Source organism: Sedimentitalea sp. XS_ASV28, assembly GCF_041224545.1.
Lineage (GTDB): Bacteria > Pseudomonadota > Alphaproteobacteria > Rhodobacterales > Rhodobacteraceae > Sedimentitalea.
Genome location: NZ_JBGFGP010000062.1, coordinates 16,827 through 32,707 on the forward strand (window position 1 = coordinate 16,827; position 15,881 = coordinate 32,707).

General features: G+C 61.4%; 18 protein-coding genes and 1 pseudogene. 16 read left to right on the forward strand and 3 right to left on the reverse strand.

Features of this window, described 5'->3' with window-relative positions; all coding sequences use genetic code 11:
• The first annotated feature begins 36 nt into the window (after positions 1-36).
• From AB9K34_RS02425 to soxB, 4 genes are all read left to right on the forward strand, one after another.
• Complete coding sequence (locus AB9K34_RS02425) at positions 37-1,362, forward strand: UDP-glucose/GDP-mannose dehydrogenase family protein (protein ID WP_369952852.1); 1,326 nt, start codon at positions 37-39, stop codon at positions 1,360-1,362.
• Between the two features lie 202 nt (positions 1,363-1,564).
• Positions 1,565-1,987 (forward strand): thiosulfate oxidation carrier protein SoxY, encoded by a 423-nt coding sequence (soxY, locus tag AB9K34_RS02430; protein WP_369952853.1) that lies wholly within the window; start codon positions 1,565-1,567, stop codon positions 1,985-1,987.
• A gap of 15 nt (positions 1,988-2,002) precedes the next feature.
• A complete protein-coding gene (gene soxZ / locus AB9K34_RS02435) occupies positions 2,003-2,335 on the forward strand; it encodes a thiosulfate oxidation carrier complex protein SoxZ (protein ID WP_369952854.1) in 333 nt (110 codons plus the stop codon).
• Positions 2,336-2,352: 17 nt separating this feature from the next.
• A complete protein-coding gene (gene soxB, locus AB9K34_RS02440; protein WP_369952855.1) occupies positions 2,353-4,050 on the forward strand; it encodes a thiosulfohydrolase SoxB in 1,698 nt (565 codons plus the stop codon).
• Between the two features lie 163 nt (positions 4,051-4,213).
• Here soxB and AB9K34_RS02445 read toward each other — a convergent pair whose 3' ends face one another.
• From AB9K34_RS02445 to AB9K34_RS02455, 3 genes are read right to left on the reverse strand one after another with little or no spacing between them, the layout of a single operon-like run.
• A complete protein-coding gene (locus AB9K34_RS02445) occupies positions 4,214-4,828 on the reverse strand; it encodes a response regulator transcription factor (RefSeq protein ID WP_369952856.1) in 615 nt (204 codons plus the stop codon).
• A gap of 29 nt (positions 4,829-4,857) precedes the next feature.
• Positions 4,858-5,013 (reverse strand): hypothetical protein, encoded by a 156-nt coding sequence (locus AB9K34_RS02450; RefSeq protein WP_369952857.1) that lies wholly within the window; start codon positions 5,011-5,013, stop codon positions 4,858-4,860.
• 8 nt (positions 5,014-5,021) lie between these two features.
• The gene (locus AB9K34_RS02455; protein ID WP_369952903.1) at positions 5,022-6,050 is read right to left on the reverse strand and encodes a LacI family DNA-binding transcriptional regulator; all 1,029 of its coding nucleotides are present in this window, start codon (positions 6,048-6,050) and stop codon (positions 5,022-5,024) included.
• Between the two features lie 131 nt (positions 6,051-6,181).
• Here AB9K34_RS02455 and AB9K34_RS02460 point away from each other — a divergent pair, with 131 nt between their 5' ends.
• The 12 genes and pseudogenes from AB9K34_RS02460 to AB9K34_RS02515 form a co-directional block, all read left to right on the forward strand.
• A complete protein-coding gene (locus AB9K34_RS02460; RefSeq protein ID WP_369952858.1) occupies positions 6,182-6,367 on the forward strand; it encodes a hypothetical protein in 186 nt (61 codons plus the stop codon).
• Between the two features lie 23 nt (positions 6,368-6,390).
• Entirely contained in the window at positions 6,391-7,536 is a 1,146-nt protein-coding gene (locus tag AB9K34_RS02465; protein ID WP_369952859.1) for a TRAP transporter substrate-binding protein, read from the forward strand.
• A gap of 100 nt (positions 7,537-7,636) precedes the next feature.
• Positions 7,637-8,149, forward strand: a complete 513-nt coding sequence (locus AB9K34_RS02470; RefSeq protein WP_369952860.1) for a TRAP transporter small permease — start codon at positions 7,637-7,639, stop codon at positions 8,147-8,149.
• A gap of 12 nt (positions 8,150-8,161) precedes the next feature.
• A complete protein-coding gene (locus AB9K34_RS02475) occupies positions 8,162-9,490 on the forward strand; it encodes a TRAP transporter large permease (protein WP_369952861.1) in 1,329 nt (442 codons plus the stop codon).
• Between the two features lie 11 nt (positions 9,491-9,501).
• Positions 9,502-10,809 (forward strand): histidinol dehydrogenase, encoded by a 1,308-nt coding sequence (gene hisD / locus AB9K34_RS02480; protein ID WP_369952862.1) that lies wholly within the window; start codon positions 9,502-9,504, stop codon positions 10,807-10,809.
• A complete protein-coding gene (locus AB9K34_RS02485) occupies positions 10,802-11,563 on the forward strand; it encodes an SDR family NAD(P)-dependent oxidoreductase (RefSeq protein ID WP_369952863.1) in 762 nt (253 codons plus the stop codon). The genes hisD and AB9K34_RS02485 overlap by 8 nt, the downstream gene beginning before the upstream one ends.
• Positions 11,560-12,540: a zinc-binding dehydrogenase gene (locus AB9K34_RS02490; RefSeq protein WP_369952864.1), complete on the forward strand. Its 981-nt coding sequence runs from the start codon at positions 11,560-11,562 to the stop codon at positions 12,538-12,540. The genes AB9K34_RS02485 and AB9K34_RS02490 overlap by 4 nt, the downstream gene beginning before the upstream one ends.
• A gap of 30 nt (positions 12,541-12,570) precedes the next feature.
• Complete coding sequence (locus AB9K34_RS02495) at positions 12,571-12,981, forward strand: universal stress protein (protein ID WP_369952865.1); 411 nt, start codon at positions 12,571-12,573, stop codon at positions 12,979-12,981.
• A 37-nt stretch (positions 12,982-13,018) separates the two neighbouring features.
• Positions 13,019-13,525: a sulfopyruvate decarboxylase subunit alpha gene (gene comD, locus AB9K34_RS02500; RefSeq protein WP_369952866.1), complete on the forward strand. Its 507-nt coding sequence runs from the start codon at positions 13,019-13,021 to the stop codon at positions 13,523-13,525.
• Positions 13,522-14,076 (forward strand): sulfopyruvate decarboxylase subunit beta, encoded by a 555-nt coding sequence (comE, locus tag AB9K34_RS02505; RefSeq protein WP_369952867.1) that lies wholly within the window; start codon positions 13,522-13,524, stop codon positions 14,074-14,076. Before comD ends, comE begins: the two co-directional genes overlap by 4 nt.
• Complete coding sequence (locus AB9K34_RS02510; protein ID WP_369952868.1) at positions 14,076-15,233, forward strand: alpha-hydroxy acid oxidase; 1,158 nt, start codon at positions 14,076-14,078, stop codon at positions 15,231-15,233. Before comE ends, AB9K34_RS02510 begins: the two co-directional genes overlap by 1 nt.
• A 499-nt stretch (positions 15,234-15,732) precedes the next feature.
• A pseudogene (locus AB9K34_RS02515) lies at positions 15,733-15,875 on the forward strand (integrase core domain-containing protein); the annotation flags it as partial.
• Positions 15,876-15,881: the final 6 nt, after the last annotated feature.

Here is a 15,881-nt window from a genome sequence, read left to right on the forward strand (position 1 = left end):
TCATGACCCGCACGATATCTGAATGGGGCGAGCTTCATGAAAATTGCGATGGTTGGAACCGGGTATGTCGGGCTGGTGTCCGGTGTCTGCCTGTCGGACTTTGGCCACGAGGTCGTTTGTGTCGACAAGGATCCCGCAAAGGTCGCGATCCTGAAGCAGGGCGAGGTTCCGATTTACGAGCCGGGACTGGCCGATCTCATGGCCAAGAATGTCGCGGCGGGCCGCCTGTCGTTTACCGATGATCTTGCCGGTGCGATCGACGGAGCGGCGGCGATTTTCATCGCCGTGGGCACCCCGACCCGGCGTGGCGACGGTCATGCCGACCTGCGGTATGTGATGGATGCGGCGCGCGAGATTGCCGGTGCCCTGACCGGATACGCCGTGGTGGTCACGAAATCGACCGTTCCGGTGGGGACAAACCGGCAGGTCAAACAGGTCATTGCCAAGGCCAACCCGGATGCCGAATTCGACGTGGCATCAAACCCGGAATTCCTGCGCGAGGGGGCCGCGATCGATGATTTCATGCGCCCGGACCGTGTCGTGGTCGGGGTTCAGCATGACAGGGCCGCCGAAGTGATGGCCGAGGTCTACCGCCCGCTTTACCTGCGCGATTTTCCAATTCTGACCACCGATCTGGAAAGCGCCGAGATGATCAAATACGCGGCCAATGCCTTTCTGGCGACCAAGATCACCTTTATCAACGAAATTGCGTCGCTCTGCGAGAGGACCGGGGCGGATATCAAGCATGTCAGCCACGGAATGGGTCTGGACGGGCGCATCGGAGCCAAGTTTCTGCACGCGGGGCCCGGCTTTGGCGGATCGTGTTTTCCCAAGGACACCAAGGCGCTGGCCCGGATCGGTCAGGAACACGGTCTGCCCATGCAGATCACCGAAACGGTGATCAAGGTGAATGACGAGCTGCGCCGGCGCATGGTCGAGAAGATCGTGGACATGCTGGACGGTGCGGTGGCGGGCAAGACCATCGCCGTGCTCGGGGTGACCTTCAAGCCGAACACCGATGACATGCGCGAAGCCCCCGCGCTGACCGTGGTGCCCGCCCTGATCGGCGCCGGAGCCAAGGTGCGCGTCGTCGATCCGCAGGGTCGCCGCGAGGGCGAGGATCTGTTGCCCGGTGTCCACTGGATCGACGATGCCTACAAGGCGGCGCGGAATGCCGACGCGGTCGTGATCCTGACGGAATGGAATGAATTCCGGGCGCTCGATTTGAAGCGGATTGCCAGGCACATGAACTTTCCGGCCATGGCCGACCTGCGCAATATCTACTCGCCACAGGATGCCCGGCGGGCGGGTTTTACGCGCTATGTCTCGGTCGGGCGCCGGGATCTCGATACCACCGAATAGGGGGCGTTCGGGATCTGAACGCTCGTCCGGGCGGCGGGCGCATATGCGTCGGCAACTCTCGAAATCGCGGTCGGTGGCGGGGAAACCGACGCGGCATCAACCGTTATAGACACATGAATGTGCTGCGGTTTCACTGGAACTCGTGTAGAATGCCCGGATAATGCCTGACCCATCGTCATACCGCGTGAACAAGGATAATCCGATGAGATTGACCCGAAGAAGCACTTTTATCCTGTGCGCAGGGGCTGCGGCGGGTGCGGGCCTGGGCTTTGGGTCCGCATCGGCATCCGCGCTTGCGGATGAAATCGAGCGGTTCACCGGCGGATCGGACGTGACAACAGGCCTGGTCAGCCTGACAGCGCCGGAAATCGCCGAGAATGGCAATACGGTTCCGATCAGGATCGCAGCCCCCGGGGCCTTGGCGGTTGCAGTATTCGCCGAGGGCAACCCGCTGCTCCGGGTCGCGACATTCCGTTTCGGCGCCCTGAACCCCAAAGGTGTTGCATCGACGCGTATACGTCTTGCCAAGACCCAGAACGTCATCGCGATTGCCGAAATGGCGGACGGCACGTTCCGCCAGGCATCGGCCTTCGTCAAGGTCACGGTCGGCGGGTGTGGTGGATAGTCAGGAGGACAAGGCATGACAACCGGCGTAAAACCCCGCGTAAAGGTTCCCAAGGCGGCCACTGTGGGCGAGGTGATCACGGTCAAGACCCTGATCAGCCACAGGATGGAAAGCGGGCTGCGCAAGGATGAGGTCGACACCATCATCCCGCGGTCGATCATCAATCGCTTTGTGGCCGAATTCAACGATCAGCTTGTGATCGAGGTGGCGATGGAGCCGGGCATATCCAGCAATCCGTATTTCCAGTTCGAGTCCGTGGTGCCCGAGGCCGGCACATTCAGGTTCACGTGGTATGACGACGATGGCTCGATCTATGAGACATCCAAAGAGATCACGATCGCGTCGTGACCGCGCGGGGTCGACGCATGATCTCGCGGCGTGACTTTCTGCAGATCGGAATGGCCGCGTCGTCGTTTGTCGGGGCGGGGGGCTTGGGAAACTGGTCGCGTCTTGCCGCGCAGCAACGCCTGACACAGGACCAACTCCTGCAGTTTGAAGCCTTTGGCAATGTGACCCTGATTCATGTGACCGATATTCACGCCCAGATGGTGCCGATCTTTTATCGTGAACCATCGGTGAATATCGGTGTTGGTGCCAACCGGGGTCTGGTGCCGCATCTCACCGGTGCCGATTTTCGCAAATTCTATGGCATCGCGGATGGCGGCCACAGCCATTATGCGCTCAGTTCTGACGACTTTAGCGCGCTTGCGCGTGCTTATGGCAAGGTGGGTGGGCTTGATCGTGTGGCCACCGTGGTCAATGCCATTCACGCCGACCGCCCCGATGCAATTCTGCTGGACGGTGGCGATACCTGGCACGGTTCCTATACCTGCCATCAGACCGCCGGGCAGGACATGGTCAACGTGATGAACGCCCTCAAGCCCGATGCGATGACATTCCATTGGGAATTCACGCTGGGCAGCGCGCGCGTGATGGAACTCGTCAGCCGGTTGCCCTATGCCGCCCTTGCCCAGAACGTCTTTGATGCCGAATGGGATGAGCCGAGCGACCTTTTCCAACCCTATCGCATGTTCGAACGGGGCGGGGCGCAGATCGCGGTGATCGGACAGGCCTTTCCCTACACGCCGATTGCAAACCCCGCGTGGATGTTTCCTGAATATGCGTTCGGGCTGCGCCTTGAACGGATGCAGCGGCTGGTCGAAGAGGTACGCGCGGCGGGGGCGGCTTGTGTCGTCCTGCTGTCGCATAACGGTTTTGACGTCGACAAGAAGATGGCTGGCCAGGTTTCGGGGCTTGATGTCATCCTGTCGGGGCATACGCATGACGCCTTGCCCGAACCTGTGCTGGTGGGCCAGACAATCATACTCGCCTCGGGGTCAAACGGCAAATTCGTCACCCGTGTCGATCTGGATGTCCGCGACGGGCGCGTGATGGGCTATCGCACGCGGTTGATCCCGATCCTGTCGGACGTGATTGCGCCCGATGCCGCGATGGCGGCCCTGATCGCACGCCAGCGTGCGCCGTATATGGCGCAGCTGACCGAGGTTGTCGGCGAGGCGGGTTCGCTTTTGTTTCGCAGGGGCAGTTTCAACGGCAGTTGGGATGACCTGATATGCGATGCGTTGCTGTCCTGGCATGACGCCGAGATTGCGTTGAGCCCGGGCGTGCGCTGGGGGCCCTCGCTGCTGCCGGGCCAGCAGATCACTCGCGAGGACATCTGGAATGTCACCGCGATGAGCTATGGTGCGACCTATCGTACGGAAATGAGCGGCGAGACGCTGTCGATGTTGCTCGAGGATGTCGCTGACAATATCTTCAACCCCGATCCCTATTATCAGCAGGGGGGCGACATGGTGCGCACTGGCGGGTTGAGCTATCGCATCGACCTGTCACAACCCCCGGGCCATCGGATCACTGACATGCGCCTTCTCGCCTCGGGAGAACGGATTGACCCTTCCAGAAGCTATGCGGTCGCCGGATGGGCTTCGGTCAGCGAAGGCGCGGATGGGCCGCCGATCTGGGACGTGGTCGAGCGCCATGTCCGCGAGCAAGGCACCGTCATGGTACCCCCGCGCGACCACGTTCGGGTCATTCTTCGATAGACATTACAGAAGCAGAGGCAGGCCGGTCTGGAACGAAAAGGTGGTGTACGGATGATCCTTTGCTGCGGTTCGATCCGGGTCGATGGGAAATCGGTATGCTTTGCGAGCGCCCAGCCTACGGATAACATGGGCCAAGTCGCTCCCTGTCCGGATCGGCAGGCAATCAGAACAGTCCGGCTTCGCGCGCAATCAGCGCCGCGCGTGTTCTGTTGGCTGCACCGATCTTGCGATAGAGGTTCTTCATATGCAGCTTTACCGTCGGTTCCTGAATGTTCAGGCCACGGGCGATTTCCTTGTTGGTCTTGCCCTCCGTCAGTCCCTTCAGCATCTGCAATTCGCGACGTGACAGTTTTTCTGCCAATGGATTGCTGGTAGAGAGCTCGGACGTGGTCATGAAATCGACTGGTGCATATTGTTCACCGCTGGCCATGAAGCGAACCGCGTTTACCATGGATTTCGCGGGCATCGATTTGGGGATGAACCCCGCCGCACCGGCATTCAGGGCCTGTTCCGCGATGTTGCGGGTTGCTTCGCCGGAAATCAGCGCGACCCGCTGCCCGCCGCCAAGATTCATCGTGCGCGTCAGCCCGGCCAGACCGTTCATACCCGGCATGTTGAAGTCGAGAATGATCAGATCATAGGGGTCATCTTTTTGGATACACGCGCAAACCTCGTCAACCGAACCAGCGGTTTTGACATCGATGTCTCCGGCATTTTGCAGGAACAGCACAAGCGCGTCGCGCATCAATTCGTGGTCATCTGCAATCAGAACGCGCACTGGGCAATCTCCATCTTTTAAAAACCTGATTATAAACCAAAGCTGTCATCTTTAAGGAATTTTTTTTGCGCATGGTCCTTCCCCGGCATCCGCAGGGCCAGTCTTTTCGCGCCGGAAACGAGCGGCCCTTCACGGTTGGGGGTAAAGGCTTGCAAATCTGCGAGATTTGTCACCGGCAGCAGCAACCAATTCCTTACGACTGACAAGGCGGCTTTGCCAGGGAGTGACGGGTCACGACCCTGGTCTCGATACAGATCGACCTCCCTTCCGATTTACCTTCTACGATGGCTGTAAGTTCACATGCTGCCTTGCGTCCCATTTCACGGTGAGGAACATGAACGGTGGTCAGGGTCGGGGTGACGATCTCGGCCAGTTCAATATCGTCGAACCCGGTTACCGAAACCTGCTCCGGCACCCGAATACCCTGTCTGTGTGCTTCGCGCAGAGCGCCCGCTGCCAGCACATCGTTGCCGCACATCACAACTGTCGGGCGCGGTGTCAAGGCCATCAGCCGCCCAAAGGCCTCGGCGCCCTTTTCGATTTCGTAAGCGGTCTCGATCAGCGTCAGGCTGCCGGAGTTCAGTCCGCTTGCCTCCATCGCCTGCCTGACGCCCTTCACCCGGCTTTGCGCCCGGTCGTTGCCCTGTGTCGTGCCGGAGATCATGGCAATCCGCCGATGGCCGGCCGAAATCACGTGGTGCGCCAGTTCGCACATGGCATCTGCGTTTCTGAAACCGACAGACGGCCGCTGCGCCGCCGGGTCATACGACCAGGCTACCAGCGAGGGAACCTGATGGCGGTCCAGATACTCGTAGATTTCCGCATCGCGCGCGTGCCCGATCAGCAGCAGGCCGTCGGCACCGCGTGCAACGAGGGTGCGGATTTGTTCGCGTTCCGCTTCCGGACTGTAGGCAGAGCTGGAGACCAGCAGCGTAAAGCCGTTCTCATGCAGCTGATCCTGGAAAGCCTGTAAACCGCGCGCAAAAATCGCGTTGTCCATGGTTGGAATAATGGCGCCGATGGTAAAGCTGCGCCTGGCTGCCATGACCCTGGCCGCAAAATTCGGCGTATAGCCGAGCGATTCGACTGCCTGCAAGACCCGCCGCCGTGTGGTTTCGATCACTCGATCGGGCGAGTTCAGACAGCGCGACACCGTGGCCGTCGAAACGCCTGCTGCCTTTGCAACATCGTTAAGTGTCGGAGCTGAACGGGTTTTTCCCATGTGATGCCTGCGATGTCCCTGTCCCTTCTCATAACACAAAACACGGCCTTTGCCATCCACCAATGTAAGCGCTTGCATTTATGATGTAAGCGCTTACAAATGGGTTTGAGATCGTAATCCGGGATCGTGCAATGTTTCTCTATGCTGCTGTTGCCGTTTTTGCCGTGTTCTTCGCCAATGTTGCCCTGGGCGCGTTCGGCGGCGGTGGATTCCTGAGCGATGTCGGAGAAATGCTCGTCCTGTTTGCCGCCTCGATCCTGTTTGTGGCGGCGATTCTCAAGCGCGAGGCTAAACACAAGAACAAGAACGGCAGATGACGAATTTCCAAGGGAGGAAGACGATGACGCATGGCAAGAATGGCCTCGAATCTGCAGAGCGCCGGAATTTTATGAAACTGGCCTCGGCCGGCTCTTTCACCGCGGCGCTGGTCGCGGGCGCTGGCGGGATGTTGTGGTCGTCGGAGGCCGCCGCACAGACCGCCAGGGAAGAGAAAGAGCGCGAGCGTGCGGCAGAGCATATCATGACGGTCGCCACGGCCTATGTGTTGGGGGCGTCACGCAGTTATCCGATCATGCAACTGGACCTGAAAGAGAACATCCAGAACGCCACCAACGGCAAGATCTATGTCAAGCTTGCGCCCGGCGGTCAGTTGGGCGCGGGCGGCGCTCTGGTGCAGAAGGTGCAGGGCGGCACCATTCAGGCTGCGCAGCATTCGCTGTCGAATTTCGCCCCCTTCGCATCCACCGTCGATCTTATCAACATGCCCTATCTTTGCGGTTCCAACCAGAGGTTCACAAACCTGGTGAATTCCGATTTCTGGAAATCCGAAGTGCATCCCAAGGTAGAGGCCAACGGTTTCAAGGCGCTGCTATACGTGAACATCGATCCCCGCGTGGTGGCCGTTCGCAAGGGCGGCAACGCGGTGATGTCGCCGGGCGATATGGCTGGTGTGAAATTCCGGGTCCCGGGTTCGAAGATGCTGCAGCAGTATTACCGCATGGTTGGTGCCAACCCGACGCCGGTGGCCTGGGGCGAAACGCCGTCGGCGATCAAGCAGGGCGTGGCGGATGCGCTCGATCCCTCCGTCGGGGCGCTTTATGTCTTTGGCTTCAAGGATATTCTCAGCCACGTGACCTTTACCCAGGCGGTCCCGGACAGCCAAGTTTACTCCTGCAATCTGGAGTGGTTCAATTCACTGCCTGCCGACGTGCAGGAGGGTGTGATGTGGGGGGCGGAGATGACCGCGCACCAGAACCTGTCCAAGGTGCCTTCTGCCCGCGCCTACGCGATGGCCGAACTGACCAAGGCCGGGGTCGAATTCCATGCGCTGAATGATGATCAGCTGGATGAGTGGAAAGAGGCCGGCGGCTACCAGCGCAGCGAATGGGATGCCTTCAAGACAGAACTGGCAGGGTCGATGGACAGCTTTGCAAAGTTGGAAGAGGCTGCGGGCACTCAGGGCAAATACTTCGTCCACGACGCCTGAGGCGCGATAGGCCGGAGCATGACAGACTGGCGCCCGGCCTTTTTTCAACAGCCATCTTCGCAACAGCCCTCGGGGGTGTGCCTGAGATATGGGAGCGGTTATGAACATCCTGCGAACCATCGACAAGAATGCAGAGCGCTGGCTGCTCCTGGTATTCTATGTGATGTTGGTTATCACCATGGCAATCGAGGTGATCCGGCGCGAGCTTTTCGCCTTTTCCTCGATCTGGGGCGAGGAGATCGTCCGCTATTCCTTCATCTACCTGGCCTGGATTGGCGCTGCCGCAGCGGTCAAGGAGCGCGCCCATATCCGTATCGACGTGATCCTGCACTACCTCGGCCCGCGGGCCAAGGCGCTGATCTACATGTTCGGCGATCTGGTGATGTTCATCGTGGCGCTGGTGGCGTTGTACTGGTCTTTCGAGACCGTGCTGGTCTCGGCCAAGTTCGGATCGGTCAGCCACGGGCTGAGGGTGTCGATGGTCTGGTTCCTGATGGCGGTGCCGGCAGGGTTCGCGCTGATGATCTGGCGCCTGCTGCAATCCTTTCTGAGAGATTACCGAAGCCTTCGCGACGGCACCCCCGTCTTTGAAGGCGACAAGCTGTTTGATTGAGGAAGGCGAGACATGCTGTGGAATTCACTCAATCAAACGGTCGAACTGGGCTGGGATTTCTACCTGCCGGTGATCATGTTCGTGGCTTTGATCGCGCTGGCGGTGCCGGTCTGGGCGGCCATCGGTGCCGCAGCCATCACCATGCTGGTGATGTCGGGCGATCTCCCGCTCAGCGCCATCGGCGAGAGCCTGTTCACCGGCATCGACGCTTTCGCGCTGACTGCGGTGCCGCTGTTCATATTGACCGGCGATGTGCTGGTGCGAACCGGGCTCAGCAAGAAATTTCTGGATGTGGCAGAGGCGCTGACCCGCTGGACACGCGGTGGCTTCGGATCGGCCACGGTGCTGGTGTGCGGCATGTTCGCGGCAATCTCCGGCTCTGACGCCGCCGGCGCTGCGGCGGTCGGCCGCATGACCATCGCCCGGCTGGTCGAAAGCGGCTATCCGCGCCCTTATGCCTGCGCGCTGGTGGCTGCGGGTGCCTGTACCGGCATCCTGATCCCGCCTTCCATCGCCTATATCATCATCGGCCTGGTGCTGGGTATTTCCGCCTCCACCCTGTTTCTGGCGGCACTTGTTCCGGGGCTCGCAATCCTGGTTTCTATCCTGATCACCAATATCATCATGAACCGGCTCTACACCTATGAAAGCGGAGGCAATATGGGCCTGCGTGAGTGGCTGGGCAACCTCGGGCAAGCACTGAAATCCGGCTGGTACGCTTTCATCGTGCCGGGCATCATTTTCTACGGTATCTTCTCCGGTCGCCTGACCCCGACCGAGGCCGGCGCAACCGCCGTGGTGGTGACTATCCTGATGGGGTTCATTCTGGGCACACTGAAACTGTCCGATTTTCCGGCGATGCTGGTCAGCTCCGCCAAGGTGAACGGTGTCATCCTGCCGATCATCGCCTTCTCCGCGCCGCTGGCCGAAGCGCTGGCGATCATGGGCGTGCCGCAGGGGTTTGTCACCGCTGTCACCGGGCTGACCGATGATCCGTCTCTGCTGATCCTGCTGATGATCTGCATCCTCATCGCTGCGGGTTGCGTGATGGAAACGACCCCCAATATCGTGATCCTTGCGCCGATCCTGAAACCGCTCGCCGATAACATCGGCATGAACGAGATTCAGTTCTGCATCATGATGATCACCGCGCTCGGGGTTGGCTTCATCACGCCGCCGCTGGGACTCAACCTGTTTGTCGTCTCCGGCATCACCGGCGAGTCCATACTCAAGATCGCCGCCCGCGCCGTTCCCTTCGTACTGACCATGCTGATCGTGGTGCTGATGATCGCCTACATCCCGTCGATCTCGACCTCGTTGCTTCCTGATATCTACAAGTAGGATTCCCTGAAATGACCCGAGAATACCTGAAAAAGGCTACCCTGACCTCCAAGTCGGATGCCTCCGAGACGCACCGGATCGTGCAGGGCATCCTTGACGACATCGAGGCTGGCGGCGATGCCAAGGCGCTGGAATATGCGGCCAGGTTCGATCGTTACGAGGGCAATGTGCTGCTGACGGCAGAGGAGATCGAGGCGGCCTGCGCGCTGGTGCCGGAGAAGCTCAAGGCGGATATCCGGTTTGCCCACGACAATGTGCGCCGTTTTGCCGAGTTGCAGAAAAGCACGATGCAAAATGTCGAAACCGAAATCTCACCGGGCTTCATAACCGGGCAGAAGGTGATCCCGGTCGACGCGGCTGGCTGCTATGTGCCCGGCGGGCGTTACAGCCATATTGCCAGCGCCATCATGACGGTAACCACCGCCAAGGTGGCAGGCTGCAAACACATCACCGCCTGTTCTCCGCCGCGTCCGGGCACCGGCGTGGCCCCCGCCATTGTCTATGCCGCCCACATCTGCGGGGCTGACAAGATCATGGCAATGGGCGGCGTGCAGGGGGTCGCGGCGATGACCTTTGGTCTTTTCGGTCTGCCGAGGGCGAATATCCTGGTCGGTCCCGGCAACCAGTTCGTGGCCGAGGCCAAGCGCATCCTGTTCGGGCGCGTCGGCATCGACATGATCGCAGGTCCCACCGACAGCCTGATCCTCGCCGACAGCACTGCGGATGCGCATATCGTTGCCACCGATCTCGTGAGCCAGGCAGAACATGGATACAACTCTCCGGTCTGGCTGGTCACGGATGACCGCGCGCTGGCGGATGAGGTGATGCGGCTGGTGCCCGGTTACATCGATGACCTGCCCGAGGTGAACCGCGAGAACGCGACTGCGGCCTGGCGTGACTATGCCGAAGTGATCCTGTGTGCGGACCGCGAGGACATGGCGGCCTGTTCCGACGAATACGCGCCCGAGCATTTGACGGTGCAGGCGGAGGATCTCGACTGGTGGCTGGAGAAGCTCACCTGCTATGGCTCGTTGTTCCTGGGCGAAGAGACCACGGTTTCCTATGGCGACAAGGCGGCGGGCACCAACCACGTGCTGCCCACCTCGCGTGCCGCCAGCTATACCGGTGGCCTCAGCGTCCACAAATACATGAAGATCGTGACCTGGCAGCGCACGACGCGCGAGGGTTCCAGACCGGTGGCCGAGGCCACCGCGAGAATTGCCCGGCTTGAGGGGATGGAAGGCCACGCCCGCGCCGCCGACGTACGACTGGCCAAGTATTTTCCGGACGAAACCTTCGACCTGACCGCCAATGGCTGACCCGCGCGCCCTGTTCGATCTGACAGGCCGCATCGCCTGCATCACCGGTGCCAGCTCCGGCCTCGGGCGGCGGGCAGCCATCACGCTGGCTGCGGCCGGGGCCCGGGTCGTCGCGGTGGCTCGCCGGGCCGACGCGCTGCAAAACCTCTGCGCCGGGATCGGAGCAAACGCCGCCTATGTGGTGGCGGATGTGGCGGACCGCGGCGCGCAGGAGGCACTGCGCGATACCGTCGCCGCCCCCTTCGGCGCGCCGGACATTCTGATTCATGCGGCTGGCGTCAACACGCGGCAACCCGCCGATGACGTGACGGCCGAGGGTTGGGATCAGACTCTGGCGCTGAACCTTTCCGCTCCGTTTTTCCTGAGCCAGGCGCTGGTGCCCGCAATGAAAGCGCGCGGCTGGGGGCGGATCGTCAATTTCGCCTCGCTCCAGACCACCCGTGCCTTTCCCGGCGGCATCGCTTACGGTGCGAGCAAGGGCGGCATCGGCCAGTTGACACGCGCCATGGCAGAGGCCTGGTCACCCTTCGGCATTACGGCCAATGCCATCGGGCCGGGGTTTTTCCCGACCGAGCTGACACAGGCGGTGTTCCGGGATGACGCCCGCGCCGCCCGCAACGCGGCACAGACCTGTATCGGACGCAATGGCCGGCTGGAGGATATCGACGGGCCGCTGTTGTTCCTGTGCTCGGAGGCATCGTGTTATGTTACCGGGCAGATCCTGATGGTGGACGGGGGGTTCACGGCGAAATGAAAGCCTTAGTTTATGAAGGGGTCGAGACGCTGGCGTTCCGTGATGTGCCGATGGCGGCGCCTCGTGAAGATGAACATCTGATCCGCATCCGCGCATCCGGTATCTGCGGATCCGATATGCACGCCTATCTGGGCCACGACGACCGCAGGCCCGCAGCGCTGATCCTGGGGCACGAGGCCGCAGGTGTGATCGAAGACGGGGAGCATGCGGGCCGCCGGGTCACCATCAACCCGCTGGTGGTCTGCGGCATCTGCGCGGCCTGCACATCGGGTCGCGAAAACCTCTGCACCCGTCGTCAGATCATTTCGATGCCCCCGCGCGAGGGTGCCTTTGCGCAGTTCGTGGCGATGCCGGATCGCAACCTCGTAACGGTACCGGACGACGTGCCGCTTCAAAAGGCGGCATTGGCCGAGCCGCTGGCGGTCAGCTGGCACGCCGCCCGGCTCGCGCTGGAGGCGCTGCATCCGGCAATGGAGCGCCATGCGCTGGTCATCGGCGGCGGTGCCATCGGGCTGGCAGCCGCGCTGGCGTTGCAGGCCATGGGGGTGGCCGAGGTCACTATCCAGGAGCCGAACGAGATGCGCCGGGCCTTCCTGAACGACCGATGCGGCCAGAACGCGGTGGCAGAGTTTCAGGGGATGGTGCCGCTGGTCGTGGACGCCGTGGGCCATGCCGCCACCCGCGCTGTCGCCTCGGCCGTCGCCGCGCCCGGTGGGGTGATCGCTCATGTCGGGCTGGGAGAGGATGCCGGCGGTCTGGATATCCGGCGCATGACGCTCCAGGAGATCACATTCATCGGCACCTACACCTACACCGCTCAGGATTTTCGCGACACCGCACACGCAATCTTTGACGGTCGCCTCGGCCCGCTGGACTGGCCTGAACATCGACCGTTATCGGACGGTGCCGCCGCCTTCGGCGACCTGCGCAGCGGCGTGGTCGCGGCGCCCAAGATCATCCTGGACCCCTGGTCCTGAGCCCGCGCCCCGAACAAACGGAGAGTAACGATGTACGACAATATCCTGGTTCCCATGGCCCTGGATCACGGGGTGTCCGGCACGACGCTGAAGGTCGCCACCACCCTGAGAAGCCCGGGCGGGCAGATCACCGCGCTGCATGTCCATGAGCCGCCGCACAGTTCGGTCAATGCCTACCTTGACGCGGACACCGTGCGCGAAGGTTTTGACAGGGCCCGCCAGGCGCTGACGGAAAAAATCGCAGGCCATGCCGATGTCACGGCAAGAATCGTCAGGGGCCGGTCCTACCGCGCCATTGTCGAATACGCCCAGCAGCACGGCATGGACTGCATTGTCGTCGGTTCCCACAAACCGGGCCTCAGCGACTTCCTGCTCGGTTCGACGGCGGCGCGTGTCGTCCGCCACGCCCCCTGCGCGGTCCACGTCTGTCGTCCCGCATGATCCCGAAGCACGACATCCGAAACAAAGGCTACGAATAATGAACATAGACAAGAGGATCGCCGACGATCTGGTCGCCAACGGCGTTTCGTTCGTCACGACCGTGCCCTGCAAGCAGCTGGCGGGTGTGATAGAAGAGATCGACCGGCGCGACGACATCTTTCACATTCCCTCGAACAAGGAGGACGAAGGAATGGGGCTCTGCGCCGGCGCCTGGATGGGCGGCAAGCGCCCGGCCATCATCATGCAGAACACCGCCATCGGGGTTACCATCAACACGCTGGCGACGTTGATTCAGTATTACCGGATTCCGCTGCCGATGCTGATCTCCTACCGCGGCGAACTGCGCGAACCGGTGGCCTGCCAGGTGGAAATGGCGGTGCATACCAAGGCGCTCCTCGCCCAGCTCAATATCCCCACCTACCACTTCCACTGGCAACGGGATGTCGAGGAGATGGACAACATCCTCAAATACACCTTCATGTGCAACAAGCCCGTTGCCATTCTGACCGACGCCAATTTCTGGGGAGGCTATGGCGACCAATGATCCGTTCCGAAATCCTGAAAGAAATCGCGCCCATCCTGCGGGACCAACTGGTGGTCTGCAACATTGGCATACCGTCACAGGAGCTGCATGCGATCGACGACCAGCCCAGCAATTTCTACATGCTCGGCACCATGGGGCTTGCGTCCTCCATCGGGCTGGGTCTGGCGCTGGCGCAGCCGAAACCGGTGATCGTGATCGACGGCGACGGCTCGATCCTGACCAATCTCGGAACGCTGCCCACCATCGGCAACAACGCGCCCGCAAACTATATTCTCATGATCGTCGACAACGGCGCCTACGGCTCCACCGGCGATCAGCCGACCTATACCAGCCAGCGCACCGATCTGGCCGGCATGGCGCGCGCCGCAGGCTGCGCCCACGTGGTGGAGGTGCAGGACAAGGACACCGGACCCGCGCTGGAGGAGGCGCTGGCCAGCGGCGAAGCCACGGTTCTGGTTGTCAAATGCGACAGCGGCAATGCGAGGATGCCGGTGATCACGATGGACCCGGTGGTGATCCGTGATCGCTTCATGAAAGCCGTGTCCGCCTGATGGCCGCGCGTGCCATTCATTCGGCTGAGGACGCCCGTCGCCTGGCCCGGCGGCGGCTTCCCTGGATGGTGTTCGACTATATCGACGGTGCCGCCGGGCAGGAAAAGGGTGCGGCGCGCAATCGTGCCGCCCTGGATGCAATAACCCTGCAGCCCCGTATCCTGCGCGATGTCAGCCAGCGCTCGCTTGCCACACGGATTTTCGGTGCCGAGGCAGATCGCCCCTTCGGGATCGCCCCGATGGGCATGTGTAACCTCTCCGCCCCCGGCGCCGATCTGATGCTGGCCCGTCTGGCCGCGCGCTACCGGGTGCCGCACGGGGTGTCCACCGTCGCCTCAACCCCCCTGGAGACCATTCTGGAGGTGGCAGAGGGCCACGCATGGTTCCAGCTCTACTTCAGCGGCGACGGCAGCGGCACCTTCAAGCTCGCCGAACGCGCCCGAGCGGCGGGGTATCAAACGCTGGTGCTGACCGCGGATGTGCCCGAAGTCGGTCGCCGCCCGCGTGAACTGCGCCACGGCTTCAAGATGCCGTTCCGCATCGGCCCGAGGCAATTCATGGATTTTGCCCTGCATCCGCGCTGGTCGCTCACCACTCTGCTCGGGGGGCGGCCGGTGATGGCAAATTTCGAAAGGGAGGGCTACGACTTCGACCGTACCGAAAGCCGGGCGCGCGCCACCTGGGACACGCTGGCCCGGCTGCGCGATCTCTGGCCGGGAAACCTGGTGGTAAAGGGCGTGCTGGACGTCGAAGATGCCCGTGCGCTGGCGACCGCGGGAGTCGATGCCATTCAGGTCTCCAGCCACGGTGCGCGGCAACTCGAGGCGGCACCGGCCCCGATCGAAATGCTTGCGAAAATCCGTGCTGACCTCGGGCCGGATTTCCCACTGTTCTACGACAGCGGACTCCGGTCAGGCGAAGATGTTCTCAAGGCTCTGTCCCTCGGCGCAGATTTCGCTTTCATTGGAAGAATTCTGCAATATGCGATCGCAGCGTCTGGAGAGCGGGGCCTGGAGCAGCTATGGGATACGCTGAGCGCAGAATTGAGTATCGCCATGGCACAAACCGGCCGAACGTCTCTGATGAAAGACAGTTCGCAGGCTGGGCGCGCACACAGAACCCTCGCATCTCCCTCTGCTCGCGCGCCTTCCCTATAAATCTGGCTGAGACTACGCGTATCATTCTCAGACTTCGTCCCCGCTGCCAACAATGAACCAGACGCATCTGACGCAGTTTCAAGCTCGCGCGTGTGAGGTTGAGTTTGTCTCCCGTGAGCACCTTTCCGGCAACATCTCGTCGGAATGGGGAAATTCGATCAAGAATACACGCTAGTGCAATGACCCTTTCTCGCCCCGAATGCGTGCGCTGTCATACTGTCTCGCGAGAATGCCAAGCCGCGCGAACTGGCCGCCACTTCGACCGAATCTCTCCGCCTGACAAAGGAGGCTTAAGGCCACACGCTGCTGCTGGATCATTGCCTTTATGCCCTTTAGCCATCGGTGCCGCATTTGATCCGGTCAGCGCTTCATTGGTGACTTCAGCGATGCGCCATTGTGGTGACATTGGTTCGCGCCCAATGGCGAGCGGCATCCAGTTCGCCGGGCAGTCAAGGAACAGCAACGTCGCTTATTCCAGCCAATGCGGTTTGAAATGATCTGCAAAGCCAATGGGATCGATCACAGCCTGACCGAACCGAACCATCCGTGGACAAATGGCCAGGTCGAGCAGATGAACGAATGATCAAGGATGCCACCGTCAAACGCTTCCACTGCGACAGCCATGATCAACTTCGGGCGCACGCCCTA

Bases quoted from the DNA above. Each gene is read 5' to 3' on its own strand.
- AB9K34_RS02425 (WP_369952852.1), top strand. From the start codon at position 37: ATGAAAATTGCGATGGTTGGAACCGGGTATGTCGGGCTGGTGTCCGGT.
- soxY (WP_369952853.1), top strand. From the start codon at position 1,565: ATGAGATTGACCCGAAGAAGCACTTTTATCCTGTGCGCAGGGGCTGCG.
- soxZ (WP_369952854.1), top strand. From the start codon at position 2,003: ATGACAACCGGCGTAAAACCCCGCGTAAAGGTTCCCAAGGCGGCCACT.
- soxB (WP_369952855.1), top strand. From the start codon at position 2,353: ATGATCTCGCGGCGTGACTTTCTGCAGATCGGAATGGCCGCGTCGTCG.
- AB9K34_RS02455 (WP_369952903.1), bottom strand. From the start codon at position 6,050: ATGGGAAAAACCCGTTCAGCTCCGACACTTAACGATGTTGCAAAGGCA.
- AB9K34_RS02460 (WP_369952858.1), top strand. From the start codon at position 6,182: ATGTTTCTCTATGCTGCTGTTGCCGTTTTTGCCGTGTTCTTCGCCAAT.
- AB9K34_RS02465 (WP_369952859.1), top strand. From the start codon at position 6,391: ATGACGCATGGCAAGAATGGCCTCGAATCTGCAGAGCGCCGGAATTTT.
- AB9K34_RS02470 (WP_369952860.1), top strand. From the start codon at position 7,637: ATGAACATCCTGCGAACCATCGACAAGAATGCAGAGCGCTGGCTGCTC.
- AB9K34_RS02475 (WP_369952861.1), top strand. From the start codon at position 8,162: ATGCTGTGGAATTCACTCAATCAAACGGTCGAACTGGGCTGGGATTTC.
- hisD (WP_369952862.1), top strand. From the start codon at position 9,502: ATGACCCGAGAATACCTGAAAAAGGCTACCCTGACCTCCAAGTCGGAT.
- AB9K34_RS02485 (WP_369952863.1), top strand. From the start codon at position 10,802: ATGGCTGACCCGCGCGCCCTGTTCGATCTGACAGGCCGCATCGCCTGC.
- AB9K34_RS02490 (WP_369952864.1), top strand. From the start codon at position 11,560: ATGAAAGCCTTAGTTTATGAAGGGGTCGAGACGCTGGCGTTCCGTGAT.
- AB9K34_RS02495 (WP_369952865.1), top strand. From the start codon at position 12,571: ATGTACGACAATATCCTGGTTCCCATGGCCCTGGATCACGGGGTGTCC.
- comD (WP_369952866.1), top strand. From the start codon at position 13,019: ATGAACATAGACAAGAGGATCGCCGACGATCTGGTCGCCAACGGCGTT.
- comE (WP_369952867.1), top strand. From the start codon at position 13,522: ATGATCCGTTCCGAAATCCTGAAAGAAATCGCGCCCATCCTGCGGGAC.
- AB9K34_RS02510 (WP_369952868.1), top strand. From the start codon at position 14,076: ATGGCCGCGCGTGCCATTCATTCGGCTGAGGACGCCCGTCGCCTGGCC.